Origin of the sequence: Streptomyces sp. NPDC002994 (assembly GCF_040611155.1) — a bacterium.
In the GTDB taxonomy this organism is placed as follows: Bacteria; Actinomycetota; Actinomycetes; order Streptomycetales; family Streptomycetaceae; genus Streptomyces.
The window spans coordinates 122,358-142,581 of sequence record NZ_JBEXNQ010000002.1 but is presented as its reverse complement, the minus strand read 5'-3'; the positions used below and the strand labels follow the sequence as shown (position 1 = coordinate 142,581).

Genomic DNA, 20,224 nt, shown 5'->3' with positions numbered 1-20,224 from the left:
TTGCGTCCTCAGTCGTCGAGCGGGGGCCACGCCACCAGCCAATCGGAAGTACGGGAAGAGATGTCCGCACCCAATAAGTCGTACGACCCTGTTGAGGTCGAGGCGCTGAAACCGGAAGAGATCGAGCGCATGCGGGACGAGGCGCTCGCCGCCTTCGACGCCGCGGCGGATCTCGACGCGCTCACCCACGCGAAGACCGCGCACACCGGCCCCACCTCGCCGCTCTCGCTCGCCAACCGTGAGATCGGCGCCCTGCCGCCGGCCGCCAAGGCCGAGGCCGGCAAGCGCGTCGGCATGGCGCGCGGCGCCGTGAACAAGGCCCTCGCCGCCCGCCTCGCCGCCCTGGAGGCGGAGCGCGACGAGCGCGTACTGGTCGAGGAGGCGGTGGACGTCACACTGCCGTACGACCGCGTACCGGCCGGTGCCCGGCACCCGCTGACCACGCTGATGGAGCGCGTCGCCGACGTCTTCGTGGCCATGGGCTACGAGGTCGCCGAGGGCCCCGAGGTGGAGGCGGAGTGGTTCAACTTCGACGCCCTCAACTTCGTGCCCGACCACCCGGCGCGCCAGATGCAGGACACCTTCTTCGTCCAGGGCGCCGATGGGTCGAAGAGCGACGAATCCGGTGTCGTGCTGCGTACGCACACCTCGCCCGTCCAGGCCCGCGCGCTGCTCGACCGGGAGCCGCCCGTGTACGTCGTGTGCCCCGGCCGCGTGTACCGCACGGACGAGCTCGACGCCACGCACACCCCCGTCTTTCACCAGATCGAGCTCCTGGCCATCGACGAGGGCCTCACCATGGCCGACCTCAAGGGGACCCTCGACCACATGGTCCAGGCGCTCTTCGGCGAGGGCATGAAGACCCGGCTGCGCCCGAACTACTTCCCGTTCACCGAGCCGTCCGCCGAGATGGACATGGTCTGCTACGTCTGCCGCGGCGAGTCCGTCGGCAACCCGGACCGTCCCTGCCGCACCTGCGGCAGCGAGGGCTGGATCGAGCTGGGCGGCTGCGGCATGGTCAACCCCAAGGTGCTCACCGCCTGCGGCGTCGACCCCGAGAAGTACAGCGGGTTCGCCTTCGGGTTCGGCATCGAGCGGATGCTCATGTTCCGCCACAACGTAGAAGACATGCGAGACATGGTCGAGGGTGACGTCCGGTTCACTCGGCCCTTCGGGATGGAGATCTGATGCGGGTCCCGCTTTCCTGGCTGCGGGAGTACGTCGATCTCCCCGCCACCGAGACCGGCCGTGACGTACAGGCCAAGCTCGTGTCCGCGGGCCTGGAGGTCGAGAGCGTCGAGCAGCTCGGCGCCGGCCTCAAGGGCCCCCTGGTCGTCGGCAAGGTCCTCACCATCGAGGAACTGACCGAGTTCAAGAAGCCGATCCGTTTCTGCACCGTCGACGTCGGCATGGCCAACGGCACCGGTGAGCCGCAGGAGATCGTCTGCGGCGCCCGCAACTTCGCCGTCGGCGACAAGGTCGTCGTGGTCCTGCCCGGCGCCGTCCTGCCCGGCGACTTCGCGATCGCCGCGCGCCAGACCTACGGCAAGACCTCGCACGGCATGATCTGCTCCGGCGACGAGCTGGGCATGGGCGACGACGGCAGCGACGGCATTATCGTGCTGCCGCCGGAGTACGAGGTCGGCACCGACGCCATCGAGCTCCTCGAGCTCGTCGACGAGGTCCTCGACATCGCCGTCACGCCCGACCGCGGCTACTGCCTCTCCATGCGCGGCGTCGCCCGTGAGGTCGCCACCGCGTACGGGCTGCCGCTGCGCGACCCGGCGCTGCTCGACGTGCCCGCCCCCAACTCGTACGGCTACCTCGTGAAGGTCGCCGACCCGCAGGGCTGCGACCGCTTCACGGCCCGTACGGTCGTCGGCCTGGAGCCCGAGGCCCGCTCCCCGATCTGGCTGCGGCGCCGGCTGCAGAAGGCCGGGATGCGGCCGATCTCACTCGCGGTCGACGTCACCAACTACGTGATGCTGGAGCTCGGGCAGCCGCTGCACGCGTACGACCGGTCCCGCATCGACGGGCCGATCGGCGTCCGCCGCGCCGAGCCGGGCGAGAAGTTCACGACGCTCGACGGCACCAAGCGGGTCCTCGACGCCGAGGACCTGGTGATCACCGACAACCGCGGTCCGATCGGTCTCGCGGGTGTCATGGGCGGCGCCAACACCGAGATCGCCGACTCCACCACCGACGCCGAGACGGGCCAGGTGCACGGCACCACCGAGGTCGTCATCGAGGCGGCGCACTTCGACGCGCTGTCCATCGCCCGTACGGCGCGCCGGCACAAGCTCTCGTCCGAGGCGTCCAAGCGCTTCGAACGCGGCACCGACCCGCAGACGACCTCCGCGGCCGCCCAGCGGACCGTCGACCTGCTGGTGCTGCTCGCGGGCGGCACCGCCGAGGCCGGTGTCACCGAGGTCATCGCGCCCTCCGCGCCGCGCACGATCTCCATGCCGGCGAACCACCCCGACCGGGTGGCGGGTGTCGACTACGGCCGGGAGACCGTCGTACGACGCCTCCAGGAGGTCGGCTGCGACGCGTACGGGCAGGACGAACTGGTCGTGACCGTGCCGTCCTGGCGCCCCGACCTGGCCTTCCCGAACGACCTGGCCGAAGAGGTCATCCGGCTGGAGGGTTACGAGAACCTGCCCTCCACCCTGCCGACGCCGCCCTCGGGCCGCGGGCTCACCGACCGGCAGCGGCTGCACCGCCGCATCGGCCGTGCGCTGGCGGGTGCCGGTTACGTCGAGGCGCTGAGCTACCCGTTCATCGGGGATGCCGTGCTCGACCAGCTCGGCCTGGCCGCCGACGACGACCGCCGCCGTACGGTCAAGCTGGTCAACCCGCTCTCCGACGAGGAGCCGTCGCTGCGCACCACGCTGCTGCCCGGCCTCCTCGGCGCGCTGCGCCGCAACGACGGCCGCGGTTCGCACGACCTGGCGCTCTTCGAGACCGGCCTCGTCTTCCGGCCGACCGGTGAAGAGCACAAGGCCGCGCGGCTGCCCGTCGACCGCCGGCCCACCGACGAGGAGATCGCCGGTCTCAACGCCACCCTGCCGCGTCAGCCGCGCCGCGCCGCCGTCGTCCTCGCGGGCGCCCGCGAGCAGGCCGGCTGGTGGGGCAAGGGCCGCCCGGGCAACTGGGCGGACGCCGTCGAGGCCGCTCGCACGCTCGCCCGTGAGGCCGGCGTCGAGCTGATCGTGCGCGCCGACCAGCACGCCCCGTGGCACCCCGGCCGCTGCGCCGCGCTGTACGTCACCGTGAACGGCGAGGAGACCCTCGTCGGGCACGCCGGTGAGCTGCACCCGCGCGTCATCAAGGCGCTCCACCTGCCGGAGCGCACCTGCGCGATGGAGGTCGAGACCGACGTGCTGGAGCAGGCCGGTACTGGAGTACTGCGGGCTCCGCGGATCTCCGCCTTCCCGGTGGCGACCCAGGACGTCGCGCTGGTCGTCGACGAGGGCGTGCCCTCGGTGGACGTCGAGGCGGCGCTGCGCGAAGGCGCCGGTGAACTCCTCGAAGCGCTGCGGCTGTTCGACGTGTTCACGGGTGAGCAGCTCGGCGCGGGCAAGAAGTCGCTCGCGTACGCGCTGCGCTTCCGCGCCGCCGACCGCACGCTGACCGTCGAGGAGGCCACGGCCGCCCGCGACGCCGCCGTCGCGCTCGCCGGCGAGCGCACGGGCGCGGTGCTGCGCGGGGCATAGCACCTGTTGAAGCAGTAGCGAAGCGGTGGTACTGAGGGGCGTGTCCGGAGTTACGGATGCGCCCCTCACTCATTTGGGTGAGAAGTGGGGGTGGGGTACGCGAACAGGGACGGACGGTCGACACAATCATTCCGGCCGACGAGGGCCAGCGTCGTACAGGCAGCGTCGTACAGGGCCAGGGCCTAGGGGGCCGTCGGGATGATCCGTACAAAGACCTGGCGGAGCGTGCGCCGCGCATGCGTCTCGTACGCGCGGCGCGCCCTCGTCTTCGGGCTGCCCGCCGTCTGGCTCGTCGCCGCGACCGTCTGGGAGCTGACCTGCCCGTTCGCCTCCCACGACGCGATGGCGCCGCGCTTCGTGACCTGCGCCGCGTTCATCGCGCTGGTCGTCTACCTGCTGACGAGCGTCCGGCTCGGCCTCGTGAGGGAGTTGCGCCGGGCCCGTGAGGTCGCGCGCGCCGCCCAGCAGGTGCTGCTGCGGCCGCTGCCGCCCCGGCTCGACGGGCTCGCCCTCGCGGCGGGACAGCTGTCCGCGAGCCGCGGGGCGACGGTCGGCGGCGACCTGTACGAGGCCGTCGCCACCGTGCACGGGGTGCGGGTCGTCATCGGCGACGTACGGGGGCACGGGCTCGCCGCCATCGGGGCGGTCGCCGCGCTGCTCGGCAGCTTCCGTGAGTCCGCGCACGACGAGGCCGAACTGGCGGGCGTCATGCGGCGGCTGGAGCGGGCGCTGCAACGGCACCTGCGGGACCGGGCGCGGTCCGAGCACCCGTCGGTGAGCGGCGCGGACCCGGACAATCCGGTGGCCGAGGAATTCGTCACCGTACTGCTGCTGGAGATCCACGAGGACGGCGAGGTACTGGCGCTCAACTGCGGCCACCCGTGGCCCTACCGGCTGCGCAGGACCGCCGAACAGCTCGCGGGCGGCGACCCGATGCCGCCGCTCGGCATGTTCCCGCTGCCCGCCGACCTGTCCGCACACCGCTGTACGCGCCTGCTTCCCGGCGACGCGCTCGTTCTGCACACCGACGGGGCGGAGGACGCCAGGAACGCCTCCGGGGAGTTCTTCTGCCTCCAGCGGGCGCTCACCGAGGCCGCCGCGCTGGGCTCGCCGGTATCGCCGGCCGTGGTGGTGCAGCGCGTCCACACGGCGCTGCTGCGGCACACCGGCGGGCGGCTCGTGGACGACGTCGCCCTGCTGGTCGTGCGCAACGACCGCAGGCGAATGCCGGCGCAGCCCGGGGATCAGGGGCTGCGCCGTTCGCGCGCGGAATCCTCCAATCGGTGACCGGCCGTCGCTCCGGCACCCGGTGGAACGGCTACGGCTCCGTCCGCCCTGCCGCGGAGTGTCGGGCAGACCGGCAGGGCGGACGGTGCAGGATCGGGCCGCCGCACTGTACGAGGGGGAGCCGGCGGCCCGGCCGCCTCTTTCAGGAGGCGCCTCAGAGTCAATCGGATACGGGGTGCGGTGCGGCAGAGCGCGCGGGGCACGAACGCGGGCACTTGGTTCACACCCCGTGTGAAAGCACCCCCACTACGATGGCCCCACCGAGCCACCGGAGAGGCCCATGCAGCCGAATACCCTGCTCGACGCCCTGCTCGACGAGGCGGGCATCTCCAACGCCGGCCTCGCCGCCCATGTGAACCAGGCGGGCAGCGCGAGAGGTCTGGCGCTGAGGTACGAACACACCGCCGTCGCGCGGTGGTTGAAGGGCCAGCGTCCGCGCGGCCAGGTGCCCGACCTGATCTGCGAGGTCCTCGCGGCCCGGCTGCACCGGCCCATAACGCTGGACGACATCGGGTTCGGCATGCCGGGCGAAGAAGCCATGCCGCACGGCTCCCCGCTGACCGGCTTCGTGGAGCGGGCCACCGCGCTGTGGCGTTCCGACGAGCAGCAGCGGCCCCACATCCTCGGCGCACCGGCTGTGACCGGGACTCCGGCGGTGATGCCCGTCTGGGAGTGGGAGAACCCGCCGGAGGACGCGGACGTCTCGCGCAAGGGACAGACGCGCGTCAGCGTCGCCGACATACAGATGCTGCGCGCGGCGAGAGCGCACTACGAGCTGATGTACCGGAAGGCGGGCGGCATCGCGACCCGGTCGCGCATCGTGGGCTTCCTCAACGCCGAGACCGCGCCTTTGCTGAGGGGCAGTTACTCCAACGCCATGGGCCGCCACCTGCACCGCGCGACGGGCGGCCTGGTGGCGGTGGCCGGCATCTGCGCGTACGACTCGGACGCTCAGGGACTCGCTCAGCGGTACTTCCACCAGGCCCTGCGGCTCGCGAAGGCCAGCGGGGACCGGGGACTCGGGGCGTACATCATCGCGCTGCTCGTCAACCAGTCGCTGTTCATGGCCGAATACCGGCAGGCGGTGGCCTTCGCGGAGGCGGCGCTGCGCACGGCGGGCAAGCAGATCACGCCGGCGCTGGCCGCCGATCTGCACGCGATGCAGGCCAAGGCGTACGCCCATCTCGGCGACGGCAGGGGCGCGTTGTCGTGCATCCGGCGTGCCGAGAGCGAGGCCGAGTGCATCAGGCCGGGCAGCGAACCGGACGAGACCGGCTACGTCCAGCCGGGCCTGGTGAACGTACAGGTGGCCGAGGCGCTGCTGAGCCTGGGTGATCTGCCCGCCGCGCGCGAGCACGCGGACGCGGCGGTCGGTTCTCCGGCGCACGACAGGGGCCGGGTGCACCGGCTCGCCATGCTCACGCACATCGAGCTGCGGCAGGGCAAGGCCGACCGGGCGGTGGAGATCGCGACGGAGATGGCGCAGCGGGCCCAGGGGATGGAGTCGCAGCGGCTGCGCGACCGGTTGCGGGCGGTGCGCGAGCATCTGGTGGGAAGCGGGTGCTCCGGCGCCGAAGAGGCGGCCGAACTGATCGACGGGGCTCTGCGCGTTCCGCTGTGACCGTGATCCTGCTGCGATGTTGCCATCGACTTGTCGGAAGGTGGCAAAACAGTGCAGTGGACGAACTTAAGCGAACAGACTGTGTACAAGAATCGTTGGTTCCGGATCAACCTCGCGGACGTCGAACTCCCCGACGGCCGGCACCTCGACCACTTCGTCATACGGCTGCGTCCGGTGGCTGTGGCGACGGCGGTCAACGAGGCCAACGAGGTGCTGTTGCTCTGGAGGCACCGCTTCATCACCGACAGCTGGGGCTGGGAGCTCGCCGCCGGAGTCGTCGAGGACGGCGAGGACGTCGAGACCGCCGCGGCGCGTGAGATGGAGGAGGAGACCGGCTGGCGGCCCGGGCCGCTGCGCCATCTCCTCACCGTCGAGCCGTCCAACGGCCTCACCGACGCCCGGCACCACCTCTACTGGGCCGAGGAGGCGACGTACATCGGCCATCCCGAGGACGACTTCGAGTCCTCGCGGCGCGAGTGGGTCCCGCTCAAACTCGTCCCCGACATGGTGGCCCGGGGCGAAGTCCCGGCCGCCAACATGGCGGCCGGGCTGCTGATGCTTCACCACCTGCGCCTCGGCTAGAGCGCCCCCCAGCGGCCCAGGACCTAGCGGCCCAGGGCTTGCCAGAGGGTCACCGCGAGAGCCCCTGTCGCGGTGAGTGCCGAGATGGTCGGCAGCGGCCAGCGGTGGTGCTCCAGGGCCGTCACACGCGCGGCCAGGTCGGCCAGGTCGCTGTCGGCCTGGTCGCCCCGGTGGGCCAGCAGCGCCAGATTTCCGTCGATCCTGGTGAGCCCCACGTCGAGGCGGCGACGTAACTCGGCGTACTCCTCGACGACCACGGCCTGATCGGTGTCGATACTCACGGTTCGCTCCTTCTTCCGACAGGGCCGTCCGGCGGCCCTGTGCATGTGGCACAGAGCCAACTCGCCCTGTGCTCATGGCGGGAGCGTGTGTGCGGGGCATATGCGTGTACGCCCCGCACACTCCGTGCGAATCGCGGCTCAGGAGTACGGGTAGAAACCGGATCCCGTCTTACGCCCCAGCCTGCCCGCGTCCACCATGCGCTGGAGCAGCGGCGGAGCGGCGTACAGCGGCTCCTTGAACTCGTCGTACATCGAGTCGGCGACCGAGGCGACCGTGTCCAGGCCGATGAGGTCCGCCAGCTTGAGCGGGCCCATCGGGTGGGCGCAGCCCAGCTCCATGCCGTTGTCGATGTCCTCGCGGCTCGCGATGCCCGACTCGAACATCCGGATCGCCGAGAGGAGGTACGGGATGAGGAGCGCGTTGACCACGAAGCCCGAGCGGTCCTGGGCGCGGATCGCGTGCTTGCCGAGCACGTTCTGCACCACGGCCTCGGAGCGCTTGATGGTCTCCTCGGAGGTGGTCAGCGCCGGGATCAGCTCGACGAGCTTCTGCACCGGGGCCGGGTTGAAGAAGTGGATGCCGATGACCTGGTCCGGGCGGGAGGTCGCGACGGCCAGCTTCACCAGCGGGATCGAGGAGGTGTTGGAGGCGAGAATCGCGTCCCGACGGGTCACCACCTGGTCGAGGACCTGGAAGATCTCCGTCTTGATCGACTCGTTCTCGACGACCGCTTCGATCACGAGGTCGCGGTCCGCGAACTCGCCGAGGTCGGTCGTGAAGCTGAGGCGGGCGAGTGTCTCGTCCCGCTCCTCCTCGGTGATCTTGCCGCGCTCGGCGGCCTTCGAGAGGGAGTTGTAGAGCCGGGTGCGGCCGATCTCCAGGGCCTCGCCCGTGGTCTCGGCGACCTTCACCTCGAGGCCGCTGCGGGCACACACCTCGGCAATGCCTGCGCCCATCTGGCCGCAGCCCACTACTCCGACGCGCTGCACATCCGCCATGGAGTCCGTCACATCGTGCCTTTCGCTGATCAACAGTTCGGCAGGCCCCGGCCGTGCCGGTGCCCGCCTCGGCCCCCGACGTTACTCCGGACCCACGTGTGCGTGACGGGCCGGGGCGGGCATGCTCTGCGGAAACGATGGGACGTATGCACCTAGTAAGGGGCGACATATGGGTCAGATCGGTCGAAGAGGGTTGTTGGCGGCAGCGGCCGGGGTGCTGTCCATGCTCGCGGTCACCGGGGACGCGGCGGCCGCCGCCCCCGCCGGGCGCCGGGCGCCCAAGCGCGAGCTCCGGGGGATGTGGCTGGCGAGCGTCGCCAACCGCGACTGGCCCTCCAAGGCCGGTCTGACCGCCGACGAGCAGAAGGCCGAACTGCTGGCCCATCTGGACACGGCGGTACGGCGCAGGCTGAACGCGGTGATGTTCCAGGTGCGGCCGACCGCCGACGCCCTGTGGCCTTCGCCGTACGAGCCCTGGTCGCAGTACCTCACCGGCGTACAGGGCAAGGATCCGGGCTGGGACCCGCTGGGGACGGCGGTGGAGGAGGCGCACCGGCGGGATCTCGAGCTGCACGCGTGGTTCAACCCGTACCGGGTCGCCAATCACACCGATCCGTCGCGCCTGGTCGCCTCGCATCCGGCGCGCGTGCACCCGGAGTGGGTCCTGCCGTACGGCGGGAAGCTCTACTACGACCCGGGGCTGCCGGAGGTCAGGAGCTTCGTGCAGGACGCGATGATGGACGCCGTACAGCGCTACGACATCGACGCCGTGCACTGGGACGACTACTTCTACCCGTATCCGGTCGCGGGGCAGGTCTTCGACGACGACGAGGCGTACGCGCGCCACGGCGCCGGCTTCCCGGACCGGGCCGCCTGGCGGCGCGACAACACCGACCGGCTGGTGAGCGAGATGGCCGCCCGCATCAAGGCGGTCAAGAAGAAGGACAGACAGGTCCGCTTCGGGATCAGCCCCTTCGGGGTGTGGCGCAATGCCTCGACCGACCCGCTCGGCTCACAGACCCGGGCCGGGGTGCAGACGTACGACGATCTGCACGCCGACACCCGCAAGTGGGTGAAGGAGGGCTGGATCGACTACATCGTGCCGCAGCTCTACTGGAACATCGGTTTCGCGGCGGCCGACTACGCCACGCTGCTGCCCTGGTGGGCCGACGTCGCACGCGGCACGAAGGTCCACCTGTACGCCGGCGAGGCCCTCTACAAGGCCGGTGACCCGGCGCAGCCCGCGGCCTGGCAGGATCCGGCGGAACTCTCGCGCCATCTCACGCTCGGCAAGGATTACGCCGAGGTGCGGGGCCACGTCTTCTTCTCGGCGAAGGAGGTCGCGGCGGACCGCATCGGCGCGATGGACCGGGTAGTGGCGGACCACTACCCGGACAGAGTGAAACCGCCCAACTGAGGCGGCGGCCGGTCGCCTGCCGCTGCGGGATGCGGGGCTCTTGCGATGCGGGGTTACTCCGTCGGACCCTTGTGCCGTACGACGGAGTCCGGACCCGGCGACACCAGCGCCTCGTGTCCGTCGTCGAAGCGGACACGGTACGGCGGGTTGCCCTCGGACCCCAGCACCTCGACGATCTTCGCGACCTTGTCCTCGTGACCCACGGTCCTGCCGTGCACCAGCAGCTGGTCGCCCACGCTCGCTTGCATCGGGACTGCCCTTCTCGAGGCCGGCTCTACGTAAGGCCCAGTCTATGACCGGGGGTGGGAGTTGGCGCTGCGCTGTTGCGCCGTTCAGGTCCGCGCGCGCTGGGTGACCGCGATGCAGACGAGTACGCCGACGGCCGCGAGCGGGGCGGCGGGGGACAGGTGCTCGCCGAGGAGGGCGACCGACCAGAACAGGGTCAGCAGCGGCTGGGCCAGCTGGATCTGGCTGGCCTTGGACACACCGATCTCCGCCATGCCGCGGTACCAGACGACCAGGCCCAGGAACTGCGAGCCGATCGCCACCCACAGGAGCCCCGCGACGCTGTGCGCCGTGAAGTGCACCGGCTCGAAGGCCAGCGCCACGGCCGCCACCGGTACGGCGAGCGGCAGGCACAGGACCAGCGCCCAGCCGATGACCTGCCAGCCGGGCATCAGGCGCGCCAGCCTGCCGCCCTCGGTGTAGCCGGCGGCGCAGACCAGCAGGGCGCCGAAGAGGTACAGATCGCCGGTGGACAGCGCACCGCCGCTCTCGCGCACCGTGAAGGCGATCACCACGGCGGCGCCGGCGAGGGCCGCCAGCCAGAACGCGCGCGACGGGCGGGCACCGGTGCGCAGCGCCGACATGGCGGCGGTGGTCAGCGGCAGCAGCCCGACCACCACGGCGGCGTGCGAAGTGGTGGACGTCTGGAGAGCGAGCGTGGTCAGCATCGGGAAGCCGAGGACCACGCCGCCGCCGACCACCGCGAGACCGGCCCAGTGGCGGCGGGCCGGTACGGGTATCCGCAGGGCCAGCAGGGCGGCGCCGGCGACCAGGGCGGCGAGAACGCTGCGTACCGCTACGAGCGACCAGGGGCCGAAACCTTCGAGACCCCAGGCGGTGGCCGGGAAGGTGAGAGAGAAGGAGACGACACCGAGCGCGGCGAGGATTGTTCCGCTGCGGGCCGCTCCGGTAGTGCCCACTGCTACTGCCGTTGTGCGGATAGCGCTATTCTGTACTGTCATGCATGAGCGTAGCAGTGTCGCGGAACTGGCCCAATCCCTCAGGCGTGAACTCAACCACTACTCCCCAGGTGGAAAGTTGCCGTCGAGCCGGATGCTCGTGGAGCGCTACCGGGTGAGTCCCGTGACCGTCGCGCGGGCCCTCGCCCAGCTCGCCGCCGAGGGCCTGGTGGTCACCCGTCCCGGCGCGGGCGCGTTCCGTACGCAGCCCCGTACGGACACGGCGGCGCCCGGCGACACCTCCTGGCAGGAGGTCGCGCTCAGCGCCAACGCCACGAGCGAGCTCGTACCGCGCTCGGTCGACGCTTCCGGCGTCCTGGTCACCCTCGCCGCACCGCCGCCCGGCGTCATCGAGTTCAACAGCGGCTACCTCCATGCCTCCCTCCAGCCGGAGCGCGCTATGGCAGCCGCCCTGGCGCGGGCCGGCCGGCGGCCCGGTGCCTGGGGCCGGCCTCCGATCGACGGCATCCTCGAGCTGCGCGAATGGTTCGCCCGGGGAATCGGCGGAGCCATCACCGCCGCCGAGGTCCTGGTGGCCGCCGGCGGCCAGAGCGCGCTGACGACCGCCCTGCGCGCGCTGGCCCCGCCCGGCGCACCGGTGCTGGTCGAGTCGCCGACGTATCCCGGCATGCTGGCGATCGCCCGCGCGGCGGGACTGCGTCCGGTACCGGTACCGGTGGACACGGACGGCGTACGCCCCGAACTCCTCGCCGCGGCCTTCAAGGCCACCGGCGCGCGCGTCTTCGTCTGCCAGCCGCTCTTCCAGAACCCGACCGGGGCGGTGCTCTCGGCGGAGCGCCGCCCCGAGGTGTTGCGCATCGCTCGGGAGGCCGGGGCATTCGTGATCGAGGACGACTTCGTACGGCGGCTCGTCCACGACGACGCGGGGCCGCTGCCCCGGCCGCTCGCCACGGACGACCACGACGGCGTGGTCGTGCACGTCTGTTCGCTGACCAAGGCGACCTCGCCCAGCTTCCGGGTGTGCGCGCTGGCGGCGCGCGGGCCCGTGCTGGAGCGGCTGCGGGCCATCCAGGTCGTCGAGAGCTTCTTCGTGCCGCGGCCGCTCCAGGAGGCGGCTGTCGAGCTGGTCGGCTCCCCGGCCTGGCCGCGCCACCTGCGCACGGTCGCGGCGGAGTTGAGGGGCCGCCGCGACACCCTCGCCGCCGCCCTGCGCCTCGACCTCCCCGAACTCGCCCTCCCGCACATCCCGGCGGGCGGCTACAACCTGTGGCTGCGCCTGCCGGACGGCGCGGACGAGAGCGCGGTGGTCTCGGCGGCGCTCCGGGCGGGCGTCGCGATCGCGCCGGGGCGCCCGTACTTCAGCGCGGAGCCGAGCGCGGGACACGTCCGGCTGAGCTTCGCCGGGGTGGCGGGTCCGGCGGAGATCACGGAGGGCGTACGGCGGCTGCGGACCGCGTGCGAGGGGCTCCGGAGGAGCCCGTCCGGCGATTGAGGACCCGCTCGGAGGGCGTCCCGGGTGGGTGGGGAACAAGCCCCGCGCAGCGGCTACCGCTTGACCGCCCGCAGGACCACGAACTTCGGGTCGCTCGCCACCAGTTCGCTGTTGCCGAAGATCCGCCGCAGCGTGACGTGGTAGCCAAGGTGCCGGTTCCCGACAACCCACAGCTCCCCACCGGGAAGCAACGCATCCCGCGCCCCGCCGAACATCCGCCGCGCCGTCGCGTCCGTCGTCGCCTGATGGCTGTGGAACGGCGGATTGTTCAGCACGAGATCCACCGTCCCCTCCGGCACGCCCGACAGACCGTCGCCCACCACAAACTCCGCCTTGCGGTCCGCCCCGCCATTCGCCCGGAACGTGGCCTCCGCGGACGCCACCGCCTGGAACGACTCGTCGGTGAACACAACCTCCGCCTCGGGGTTGGCGAGCGCCGCCGCCAGCCCCACCACACCGTTGCCGCAGCCCAGGTCCACGACGCGCTCGGCACCACGCCGCCGGGGGAGGTGGCGCAGGAAGAATCGCGTGCCGATGTCGAGTCGCTCGGCGCAGAAGATGCCCGCGTGGTTGGTGACCGTAAGACCGGACACCACACCGACATCGGAAGGCAGCGCATAACTGTGCGGCCACGGGTCGCCGCCCCGGGCGAGCCCCGGGTCCGGCGTACAGAAGATCAGCCGGGCCTTTTTCGCCGCCAGCGACGTCCGCGTCGTACCGAGAATCCGCTCGAACAGCCTGAGCGTCGAGGTGTGGATCTCCTTGACCATCCCCGTGCCGACGACCACCGTGCCCGCGTGGACGTGCGGGGCGAGCCGGTGCAACTGGTCCTCAAGGAGTGCGAGGCTCTTCGGCACCCTGATCAGGAGTACGTCGATCCGCTCCGGCGGGGCCTCCTGGGTGGAGAGGAGACGTACCGCCGACGCGTCGATCCCGTTGCGCTCCAGGTTCACCCGGGTCGCCTGCTGGGCGAGGAACGAGTCGGTGATCTGCGTGGGACGGCAGGGGGCGAGCGCGGTGGCCAGGGCGCCCCAGCGGTCGCCCACCACGACGACGGTGCCGGACAGGTCCGCAGGGGCAGCGTCGCCGGTTCCGTTGTCGGTTCCTTCGAGATGCCGCAGCAGATACTCGTCCGCCGCGTCCCAGGCGCGCAGCCTGTCGCGAGGGTCCTCGGGGAAGCGAACGAGGTCGTACTCGCCCAGTGACGTCGTCAAATGGTTCATTGTGCCCTCAGGCTAGCCGAGCGCCCGTCCGCGCCTCACTCCCGCTGGGACGGCGGCCTGGTGATCACACTGAAGGTGGTGCCGAACGGATCGGTGATCTCCGCGTACCGGCCGTACGGGAAGTCCGTCGGTTCACCGGCCGCGCCTCCCGCAGCGACCGCACGCTCCGCCACCGCGTCGGTGTCCGCGACCTCGAAGGTGGTCTGCCAGGCGGAGACGGCGGCGGTGGGGTCGCCGAAGATGCCGCCGATCTCGTGACCGTCGGGCCGGCGCAGGAAGGTGAAGTCGAAGCCGGGGAGGTCTTCGTTGCCGTCGAGGGTGAAGCCGAAGAGCGCCGTGTAGAAGTCCCGCGCGGGGCCGGGGTGGGGCGTATTCAGATCGTTGCGGATCAGGGAGCCGGGTTCGTTCACGATCCGGCAGCCGGGGTGCGTGCGGCCCTGCCAGAGGCCGAACGGGGCACCGACGGGGTCCAGGGCGAGAGCCATGCGCCCACGGTCCGCTATGTCCACCGGAGCCTGCGTCAAGGTGCCGCCCGCGTCGACGACGCGCTTGGCGGTGGCGTCGCAGTCCTGGGTGGCGAAGTACACCCGCCAGAAGCCGGGGGCCGGGTCCGGCTCGGAGGCCGGACCAAGGCCGGCCACGGCCCGGCCGCGCAGCAGACATGTGGTGTAGCCGCCGGTCTCGGCGGTGGGGGCGGCGGTGTGGAAGTCCCAGCCGAACAGCGCGCGGTAGAAGTCCGTCGCGCGGTCCAGGTCGGGGACATCGAGGTCGATCCAAGTGGGGGTGGAGTCAGGCTGGTTGCTGTCGACGAGGCTCATCGCTGCTCCTGTTTTCCGGGGCTGATACGTCGAGGCTAGGCCCGGTATAGGACAGCTTCTGGCCTAGAGGTGGATCAAGTCGACATGGCGAAGACGGCGACGAAGAAGGCCACGTAGAGCACCAGGGCCGCGACCGCCCCGCCGACCACCACGAGGACGACCTTCATCGCTGTCTCTATGGGCCGACGGGCGGGGCGGGCGGGCCACGCGGGGACTTCGGAAGAACGTTCGTGCTCACTCATGGCGCCATTCTCTTGATCGCGGTGGCGGTCCCGCAATCCGTAGAAGTACTCATGCCTGAGCGGCCGATAGCCTGAGCCGCATGGACGAGCTCGACGGAGTGGAGATCATCGCCTTCGCGGACGCCCAGGCGTTCGAGGGCTGGCTGGCAGAGCATCACATGCGCCACGAGGGTGTGTGGGTCAAGGTCGCCAAGAAGAAGTCCGGCATCCCGACGGTCACCGACGACGAGTTGGTCGACATCGGTCTGTGCTACGGCTGGATCTCCGGGCAACGCCGGTCTCTCGACGAGCAGCACTACCTGCAGAAGTACGTGCCCCGTCGGCCCAGAAGCCTGTGGTCGCAGGTGAATGTGGACAAGGTCGCGATGCTGACGGCCGCGGGGCGGATGCGCGAACCCGGCCTGGCCGAGGTGCGCAGGGCGCAGGAGGACGGGCGTTGGGCGGGGGCGTACGAGTCGCAGAAGACGGCGACGGTGCCACCGGACCTCGCGGTGGCGCTCGATGCGAACCCTGAGGCCAAGAAGGCGTTCGAGGCGCTCGACAAGACGGGGCGCTACCAGGTGATCCTGCCGCTGCTTCAGGCGCGCACGCCACAGACCCGGCAGATCCGGCTCCAAAGAGCCCTGCACGTGCTGGTGAACGGTGAGGGGCCGGGCTGAGTCAGCTCGGTGCTCCACGCCGTTCGCGTCGGGCACGCCGCCCGGTGGGGGGCGGCTCGCGGGGTTACCGTCGGCGCCATGGACGGTGATCGCCGAGGGTGGCGGCAGTGTTTGCTCGGCGGGGCGGTGTTCGCCGTGTGCATGGCCGGTACCACGCTGCCGACGCCGCTCTACCCCCTCTACCAGGAGAAGTTCGGTTTCTCCGAGCTGATGGTGACCGTCGTGTACGCCGTGTACGCCTTCGGGGTCATCGGCGTGCTGCTCCTGGCGGGCAACGCCTCGGACGCCGTGGGCAGGCGGCCGGTCCTGCTGGTGGGCCTGGGATGCGCGGCGGCGAGCGCCGTCTGCTTCCTGAGCGCCGACGGGCTGGATTGGCTTTATGCCGGGCGGCTCTTGTCGGGGCTGTCCGCCGGCCTGTTCACCGGGGCCGCCACGGTGTACGTGATCGAGTCGGCGCCGCACGGCGGCCTCTCCCGGGCCACGTTCGTGGCGACCGCCGCCAACATGGGCGGGCTGGGCTGCGGTCCACTGCTCGCCGGAGTGCTCGCACAGTACGCCGCCTGGCCGCTGTATCTGCCGTTCGCCGTACACCTCGCACTGGTGGCCTGCTCGGCCGCCGTCCTGCTGTGGCTGTCGGAGACCGTACGCGAGCGGCGGCCGCTGAGTACCGTACGGCCGCAGCGGCCCGGCCTGCCCTCGCAGGTGCGGGCGGTGTTCGGGCCGGCGGCGATCGCCTCGTTCGTGGGGTTCGCGTTGTTCGGGGTGTTCACGTCGGTCAGTCCGGCGTTCCTCGCGCAGTCCCTGGACGTGCACAACCACGCCGTGAGCGGGCTGGTCGTCGCGCTGGCCTTCTTCGCCTCGACCGCGGGGCAGCTGGCGGTAGGCCGGGTCGGGGTGGGGCGATCGCTGCCGCTGGGCTGCGCCGGGCTGCTGGCCGGGCTGGCGCTGCTCGCGGGCGCGCTGCGGTGGGACCTGCTGCCGCTGGTGGTGCTGAGCGCGCTTGTCGGCGGGGGCGGGCAGGGGCTGGCCTTTCGCGGGGCGCTGTCCGCGGTGGCCGAGGCGTCGCCCCCGGACCGTCGCGCGTCCGTGGTCTCGACGCTGTTCGTGGTGGCGTACGCGGGTATCTCGGTGCCGGTGATCGGGGTGGGAGTTCTGGCGGGTCCGATCGGCCTGGAGGGGGCGGGGCTGGTGTTCATCGCGTGCATGGCCGTCCTCGTGTCGACCGCGGCCGTCTACTTGCTCCGGCGGCCGGCACGGGCGAGGACATGAGCACCTGCGGACGCCGTGACCCGCACGGCGCCCGCACGCAGGTAGCGACGATTGAGGAGCCCGCTCGCGATACGGTCGGGTGGCCCACGCCCCGCTCATCCTGGGACCGTCGAAGCACTGGCAGCCAGGACGGGCGTGTCCCGGGCGGCTCTGGCCCGGTGCTTCACCGCCCTCGTCGGGCAGCCCCCGCGAGCCCGGCACCACGATCGGCGCCGTAGCGAGCGAACACCGGCAGGCGCGGGCATCGTTGCATAAAACTGCGGTGTTGCGTATAGTCATGCCATCGACGAGGAGGACTCGATGGTGGTACGTGCAGCAGTCGCAGGGGCGAGTGGATACGCGGGCGGGGAATTGCTCCGCCTGCTCCTCGCCCACCCCGGCGTGGAGATCGGCGCCCTGACCGGCCATTCCAACGCGGGGCAGCGACTGGGCTCCCTCCAGCCGCATCTGCTGCCGCTGGCCGGCCGCGTGCTGGAGCCGACCACCGCCGAGGTGCTCGCCGGGCACGATGTCGTGTTCCTGGCGCTCCCGCACGGCCAGTCCGCCGCCGTGGCCGAGCAACTCGGCGACGACGTGCTCGTCGTCGACATGGGCGCCGACTTCCGGCTCCAGAACGCGGCCGACTGGGACCGGTTCTACGGTTCGCCCCACGCCGGGACCTGGCCGTACGGCCTCCCCGAGCTCCCCGGCGCCCGCGCCGCGCTCGAAGGCTCGAAGCGCATCGCGGTGCCGGGCTGCTACCCGACCGCCGTCTCGCTCGCCCTCTTCCCGGCCTACGCCGACCGGCTCGCGGAGCCCGACGCCGTGATCGTCGCCGCCACCGGCACCTCCGGCGCGGGCAAGGCGCTCAAGCCGCATCTGCTCGGCAGCGAGGTGATGGGCTCCATGTCGCCGTACGGCGTCGGTGGCGGCCACCGCCACACCCCCGAAATGATCCAGAACCTCAGCGCCGCCGCCGGGGAGCGCGTCACCGTCTCCTTCACGCCCACGCTGGCGCCCATGTCCCGCGGCATCCTCGCCACGTGCAGCGCGAAGGCGAAGCCGGGCGTGACGGCGGCGGGCGTGCGGGAAGCTTATGAGAAGGCGTACGCCGACGAGCCGTTCGTGCACCTCCTCCCGGAGGGGCAGTGGCCCGCGACCGCCTCCGTGTACGGCTCCAACGCCGTCCAGATCCAGGTCGCGTACGACGAGAGCGCCGGCCGCGTCATCGTGATCAGCGCCATCGACAACCTCACCAAGGGCACCGCCGGCGGTGCGGTGCAGAGTATGAACATCGCCCTCGGACTCCCCGAGGACACAGGTCTTTCCACGACAGGAGTGGCTCCGTGAGCGTCACGGCACCGAAGGGATTCACCGCGGCGGGCATCGCCGCGGGGATCAAGGACAGCGGCAACCCCGACCTGGCCCTCGTGGTCAACAACGGACCCCGCCTGGCCGCCGCGGGCGTCTTCACCTCCAACCGCGTGAAGGCCGCCCCGGTCCTGTGGTCCGAGCAGGTCGTCAAGGGTGGCCGGATCTCCGCCGTCGTCCTCAACTCCGGCGGCGCCAACGCCTGTACGGGCCCCAAGGGCTTCCAGGACGCCCACGCCACCGCCGAGAAGGCCGCGCAGGTCCTCGAAGGGCACAGCGCCGGTGAGATCGCCATCGCCTCCACCGGCCTCATCGGCATCAACCTCCCCATGGACAAGCTCCTGCCCGGCATCGAGAAGGCCGCCACCGAGCTCTCGGCGCACGGCGGCGAGAAGGCCGCCATCGCCATCAAGACCACCGACACCGTCCACAAGACGGCTGTCGCGGGCGGCGAAGGCTGGACCGTCGGCGGCATGGCCAAGGGCGCGGGCATGCTCGCACCCGGCCTGGCCACCATGCTCGTCGTGCTGACCACCGACGCCGACGTCGAAGCGGACGTACTCGACAAGGCGCTGCGCGACGCCACCCGCCTCACCTTCGACCGCGTCGACTCCGACGGCTGCATGTCGACGAACGACACCGTGCTGCTGCTGGCGTCCGGCGCGGCCGGGGTGACACCGGCGTACGACGACTTCGCCGCCGCCGTACGCACCGTCTGCGACGACCTCGCCCGCCAGCTCATCGGTGACGCCGAGGGGGCCAGCAAGGACATCCGGATCGAGGTCATCAACGCCGCGACCGAGGACGACGCCGTCGAGGTGGGCCGCTCCATCGCCCGTAACAACCTCCTCAAGTGCGCCATCCACGGCGAGGACCCGAACTGGGGACGGGTGCTGTCAGCGATCGGCACCACGCGGGCCACCTTCGAGCCCGACGAGCTCAACGTCGCCATCAACGGCGTCTGGGTCTGCCGGAACGGCAGCGTCGGCGACGACCGCGACCTCGTCGACATGCGCTACCGCGAGGTCAAGATCACCGCGGACCTGGCCGCCGGCAGCGAGTCGGCCGTCATCTGGGCCAACGACCTCACCGCGGACTACGTCCACGAGAACAGCGCGTACAGCTCATGAGCACCCGCAAGCACACCGCACTGCCCAAGGCGCAGATCCTCGTCGAGGCGCTGCCCTGGCTCACGCGCCACCACGGCCGGACCGTCGTCATCAAGTTCGGCGGCAACGCCATGATCGACGAGGACCTGAAGGCCGCCTTCGCCCAGGACGTCGTCTTCCTGCGGCACGCCGGCCTCAAGCCGGTCGTCGTGCACGGCGGCGGTCCGCAGATCAGCGCGCAGCTCGACCGGCACGGCCTGGTGAGCGAGTTCAAGGCGGGGCTCAGGGTCACCACCCCGGAGGCCATGGACGTCGTACGCATGGTCCTGGCCGGCCAGGTGCAGCGCGAGCTCGTCGGGCTGCTCAACCAGCACGGGCCCCTCGCCGTCGGCATGACCGGCGAGGACGCGCACACCATCACCGCCACCCAGCACTACCCGCGGATCGACGGCGAGTCCGTCGACATCGGGCGGGTCGGCGAGATCACCGCCATCGACACCGGCGCCATCCAGGCCCTGCTCGACGACGGACGTATCCCGGTCGTCTCGTCCATCGCCCGCAGCGCCGACGACCATCACGTGTTCAACGTGAACGCCGACACGGCGGCGGCCGCGCTCGCCGCCGCGCTCGGGGCGGAGACGCTGATGGTGCTGACCGACGTGGAGGGCCTGTACGAGGACTGGCCGAACAGCGACGAAGTGATCAGCCGGCTCACCGCCAGGGAGCTGGAGAAGCTGCTGCCCGAGCTCTCCAGCGGCATGGTCCCCAAGATGGAGGGCTGCCTGCACGCCGTACGCAACGGGGTCAACACCGCCCGCGTGATCGACGGCCGCGTGCAGCACTCGATCCTGCTGGAGATCTTCACCGACGAGGGCATCGGCACGATGGTCGTGCCCGACGAGCACGAAGGGGGAACGACGAAGTGACCGCGAACCAGGAGCTGACACAGCGCTG

19 protein-coding genes and 1 pseudogene are annotated in these 20,224 nt (G+C 71.3%); 13 read left to right on the top strand and 7 right to left on the bottom strand.

Features of this window, described 5'->3' with window-relative positions:
• The first annotated feature begins 60 nt into the window (after positions 1-60).
• The 5 genes from pheS to ABZX79_RS02610 all read left to right on the top strand — a co-directional run bounded on the left by pheS (position 61) and on the right by ABZX79_RS02610 (position 7,206).
• Complete coding sequence (gene pheS / locus ABZX79_RS02630) at positions 61-1,188, top strand: phenylalanine--tRNA ligase subunit alpha (RefSeq protein ID WP_355250423.1); 1,128 nt, start codon at positions 61-63, stop codon at positions 1,186-1,188.
• Positions 1,188-3,716, top strand: a complete 2,529-nt coding sequence (gene pheT / locus ABZX79_RS02625) for a phenylalanine--tRNA ligase subunit beta (protein ID WP_355250420.1) — start codon at positions 1,188-1,190, stop codon at positions 3,714-3,716. Before pheS ends, pheT begins: the two co-directional genes overlap by 1 nt.
• Before the next feature lie 198 nt (positions 3,717-3,914).
• Positions 3,915-5,003 carry a PP2C family protein-serine/threonine phosphatase gene (locus tag ABZX79_RS02620; protein WP_355250417.1) on the top strand — a complete coding sequence of 363 codons (1,089 nt, stop codon included), beginning with the start codon at positions 3,915-3,917 and terminating at the stop codon, positions 5,001-5,003.
• Between the two features lie 280 nt (positions 5,004-5,283).
• Positions 5,284-6,624 carry a transcriptional regulator gene (locus tag ABZX79_RS02615; RefSeq protein WP_355250414.1) on the top strand — a complete coding sequence of 447 codons (1,341 nt, stop codon included), beginning with the start codon at positions 5,284-5,286 and terminating at the stop codon, positions 6,622-6,624.
• Positions 6,625-6,675: 51 nt separating this feature from the next.
• Positions 6,676-7,206, top strand: coding sequence for an NUDIX hydrolase (locus ABZX79_RS02610; protein ID WP_355250411.1), 531 nt, complete (start codon positions 6,676-6,678; stop codon positions 7,204-7,206).
• Between the two features lie 23 nt (positions 7,207-7,229).
• Here the strand turns inward: ABZX79_RS02610 and ABZX79_RS02605 are convergent, their stop codons facing one another.
• Complete coding sequence (locus ABZX79_RS02605; protein WP_355250408.1) at positions 7,230-7,487, bottom strand: hypothetical protein; 258 nt, start codon at positions 7,485-7,487, stop codon at positions 7,230-7,232.
• Between the two features lie 138 nt (positions 7,488-7,625).
• On the bottom strand, positions 7,626-8,486 hold the full coding sequence (locus ABZX79_RS02600) for a 3-hydroxybutyryl-CoA dehydrogenase (RefSeq protein ID WP_355250405.1): 861 nt from the start codon (positions 8,484-8,486) through the stop codon (positions 7,626-7,628).
• 169 nt (positions 8,487-8,655) lie between these two features.
• On the opposite strand from ABZX79_RS02600, the gene ABZX79_RS02595 reads away from it, so the two are divergent.
• Positions 8,656-9,903: a family 10 glycosylhydrolase gene (locus ABZX79_RS02595; protein ID WP_355250402.1), complete on the top strand. Its 1,248-nt coding sequence runs from the start codon at positions 8,656-8,658 to the stop codon at positions 9,901-9,903.
• A gap of 53 nt (positions 9,904-9,956) precedes the next feature.
• On the opposite strand, the gene ABZX79_RS02590 is transcribed toward ABZX79_RS02595, so the two are convergent.
• Together ABZX79_RS02590 and ABZX79_RS02585 are read right to left on the bottom strand one after the other, a co-directional pair.
• On the bottom strand, positions 9,957-10,151 hold the full coding sequence (locus ABZX79_RS02590) for a DUF1918 domain-containing protein (protein WP_355250399.1): 195 nt from the start codon (positions 10,149-10,151) through the stop codon (positions 9,957-9,959).
• Positions 10,152-10,235: 84 nt separating this feature from the next.
• Positions 10,236-11,150, bottom strand: a complete 915-nt coding sequence (locus ABZX79_RS02585) for a DMT family transporter (RefSeq protein WP_355250396.1) — start codon at positions 11,148-11,150, stop codon at positions 10,236-10,238.
• Between ABZX79_RS02585 and ABZX79_RS02580 the strand changes: the two genes are divergently transcribed.
• A complete protein-coding gene (locus tag ABZX79_RS02580; protein WP_355250394.1) occupies positions 11,149-12,600 on the top strand; it encodes a PLP-dependent aminotransferase family protein in 1,452 nt (483 codons plus the stop codon). The genes ABZX79_RS02585 and ABZX79_RS02580 overlap by 2 nt on opposite strands.
• 53 nt (positions 12,601-12,653) lie before the next feature.
• Here ABZX79_RS02580 and ABZX79_RS02575 read toward each other — a convergent pair whose 3' ends face one another.
• From ABZX79_RS02575 to ABZX79_RS02565, 3 genes are all read right to left on the bottom strand, one after another.
• Positions 12,654-13,823 carry a methyltransferase gene (locus ABZX79_RS02575; RefSeq protein ID WP_355250391.1) on the bottom strand — a complete coding sequence of 390 codons (1,170 nt, stop codon included), beginning with the start codon at positions 13,821-13,823 and terminating at the stop codon, positions 12,654-12,656.
• Between the two features lie 35 nt (positions 13,824-13,858).
• Complete coding sequence (locus ABZX79_RS02570) at positions 13,859-14,641, bottom strand: VOC family protein (protein WP_355250390.1); 783 nt, start codon at positions 14,639-14,641, stop codon at positions 13,859-13,861.
• A 74-nt stretch (positions 14,642-14,715) separates the two neighbouring features.
• Entirely contained in the window at positions 14,716-14,883 is a 168-nt protein-coding gene (locus tag ABZX79_RS02565; protein ID WP_355250387.1) for a hypothetical protein, read from the bottom strand.
• A gap of 80 nt (positions 14,884-14,963) precedes the next feature.
• Between ABZX79_RS02565 and ABZX79_RS02560 the strand changes: the two genes are divergently transcribed.
• The 6 genes and pseudogenes from ABZX79_RS02560 to argB all read left to right on the top strand — a co-directional run bounded on the left by ABZX79_RS02560 (position 14,964) and on the right by argB (position 20,196).
• Entirely contained in the window at positions 14,964-15,542 is a 579-nt protein-coding gene (locus tag ABZX79_RS02560; protein WP_355250384.1) for a YdeI/OmpD-associated family protein, read from the top strand.
• Between the two features lie 78 nt (positions 15,543-15,620).
• Positions 15,621-16,811, top strand: coding sequence for an MFS transporter (locus ABZX79_RS02555; RefSeq protein ID WP_355250381.1), 1,191 nt, complete (start codon positions 15,621-15,623; stop codon positions 16,809-16,811).
• Between the two features lie 90 nt (positions 16,812-16,901).
• Positions 16,902-17,006: pseudogene (locus ABZX79_RS02550) on the top strand (AraC family transcriptional regulator); the annotation flags it as partial.
• A gap of 105 nt (positions 17,007-17,111) precedes the next feature.
• Positions 17,112-18,140, top strand: coding sequence for an N-acetyl-gamma-glutamyl-phosphate reductase (gene argC, locus ABZX79_RS02545; RefSeq protein ID WP_355250379.1), 1,029 nt, complete (start codon positions 17,112-17,114; stop codon positions 18,138-18,140).
• The gene (argJ, locus tag ABZX79_RS02540) at positions 18,137-19,291 is read left to right on the top strand and encodes a bifunctional glutamate N-acetyltransferase/amino-acid acetyltransferase ArgJ (protein WP_355250376.1); all 1,155 of its coding nucleotides are present in this window, start codon (positions 18,137-18,139) and stop codon (positions 19,289-19,291) included. The genes argC and argJ overlap by 4 nt, the downstream gene beginning before the upstream one ends.
• The gene (gene argB / locus ABZX79_RS02535; protein WP_355250373.1) at positions 19,288-20,196 is read left to right on the top strand and encodes an acetylglutamate kinase; all 909 of its coding nucleotides are present in this window, start codon (positions 19,288-19,290) and stop codon (positions 20,194-20,196) included. Before argJ ends, argB begins: the two co-directional genes overlap by 4 nt.
• Positions 20,197-20,224 lie beyond the last annotated feature (28 nt).

What these genes read in the sequence shown, in the direction of transcription:
- pheS (WP_355250423.1), top strand. Translation starts at nt 61, where the DNA reads ATGTCCGCACCCAATAAGTCGTACGACCCTGTTGAGGTCGAGGCGCTG.
- pheT (WP_355250420.1), top strand. Translation starts at nt 1,188, where the DNA reads ATGCGGGTCCCGCTTTCCTGGCTGCGGGAGTACGTCGATCTCCCCGCC.
- ABZX79_RS02620 (WP_355250417.1), top strand. Translation starts at nt 3,915, where the DNA reads ATGATCCGTACAAAGACCTGGCGGAGCGTGCGCCGCGCATGCGTCTCG.
- ABZX79_RS02615 (WP_355250414.1), top strand. Translation starts at nt 5,284, where the DNA reads ATGCAGCCGAATACCCTGCTCGACGCCCTGCTCGACGAGGCGGGCATC.
- ABZX79_RS02600 (WP_355250405.1), bottom strand. Translation starts at nt 8,486, where the DNA reads ATGGCGGATGTGCAGCGCGTCGGAGTAGTGGGCTGCGGCCAGATGGGC.
- ABZX79_RS02595 (WP_355250402.1), top strand. Translation starts at nt 8,656, where the DNA reads ATGGGTCAGATCGGTCGAAGAGGGTTGTTGGCGGCAGCGGCCGGGGTG.
- ABZX79_RS02590 (WP_355250399.1), bottom strand. Translation starts at nt 10,151, where the DNA reads ATGCAAGCGAGCGTGGGCGACCAGCTGCTGGTGCACGGCAGGACCGTG.
- ABZX79_RS02580 (WP_355250394.1), top strand. Translation starts at nt 11,149, where the DNA reads ATGCATGAGCGTAGCAGTGTCGCGGAACTGGCCCAATCCCTCAGGCGT.
- ABZX79_RS02585 (WP_355250396.1), bottom strand. Translation starts at nt 11,150, where the DNA reads ATGACAGTACAGAATAGCGCTATCCGCACAACGGCAGTAGCAGTGGGC.
- ABZX79_RS02575 (WP_355250391.1), bottom strand. Translation starts at nt 13,823, where the DNA reads ATGAACCATTTGACGACGTCACTGGGCGAGTACGACCTCGTTCGCTTC.
- ABZX79_RS02570 (WP_355250390.1), bottom strand. Translation starts at nt 14,641, where the DNA reads ATGAGCCTCGTCGACAGCAACCAGCCTGACTCCACCCCCACTTGGATC.
- ABZX79_RS02565 (WP_355250387.1), bottom strand. Translation starts at nt 14,883, where the DNA reads ATGAGTGAGCACGAACGTTCTTCCGAAGTCCCCGCGTGGCCCGCCCGC.
- ABZX79_RS02560 (WP_355250384.1), top strand. Translation starts at nt 14,964, where the DNA reads ATGGACGAGCTCGACGGAGTGGAGATCATCGCCTTCGCGGACGCCCAG.
- ABZX79_RS02555 (WP_355250381.1), top strand. Translation starts at nt 15,621, where the DNA reads ATGGACGGTGATCGCCGAGGGTGGCGGCAGTGTTTGCTCGGCGGGGCG.
- argC (WP_355250379.1), top strand. Translation starts at nt 17,112, where the DNA reads ATGGTGGTACGTGCAGCAGTCGCAGGGGCGAGTGGATACGCGGGCGGG.
- argB (WP_355250373.1), top strand. Translation starts at nt 19,288, where the DNA reads ATGAGCACCCGCAAGCACACCGCACTGCCCAAGGCGCAGATCCTCGTC.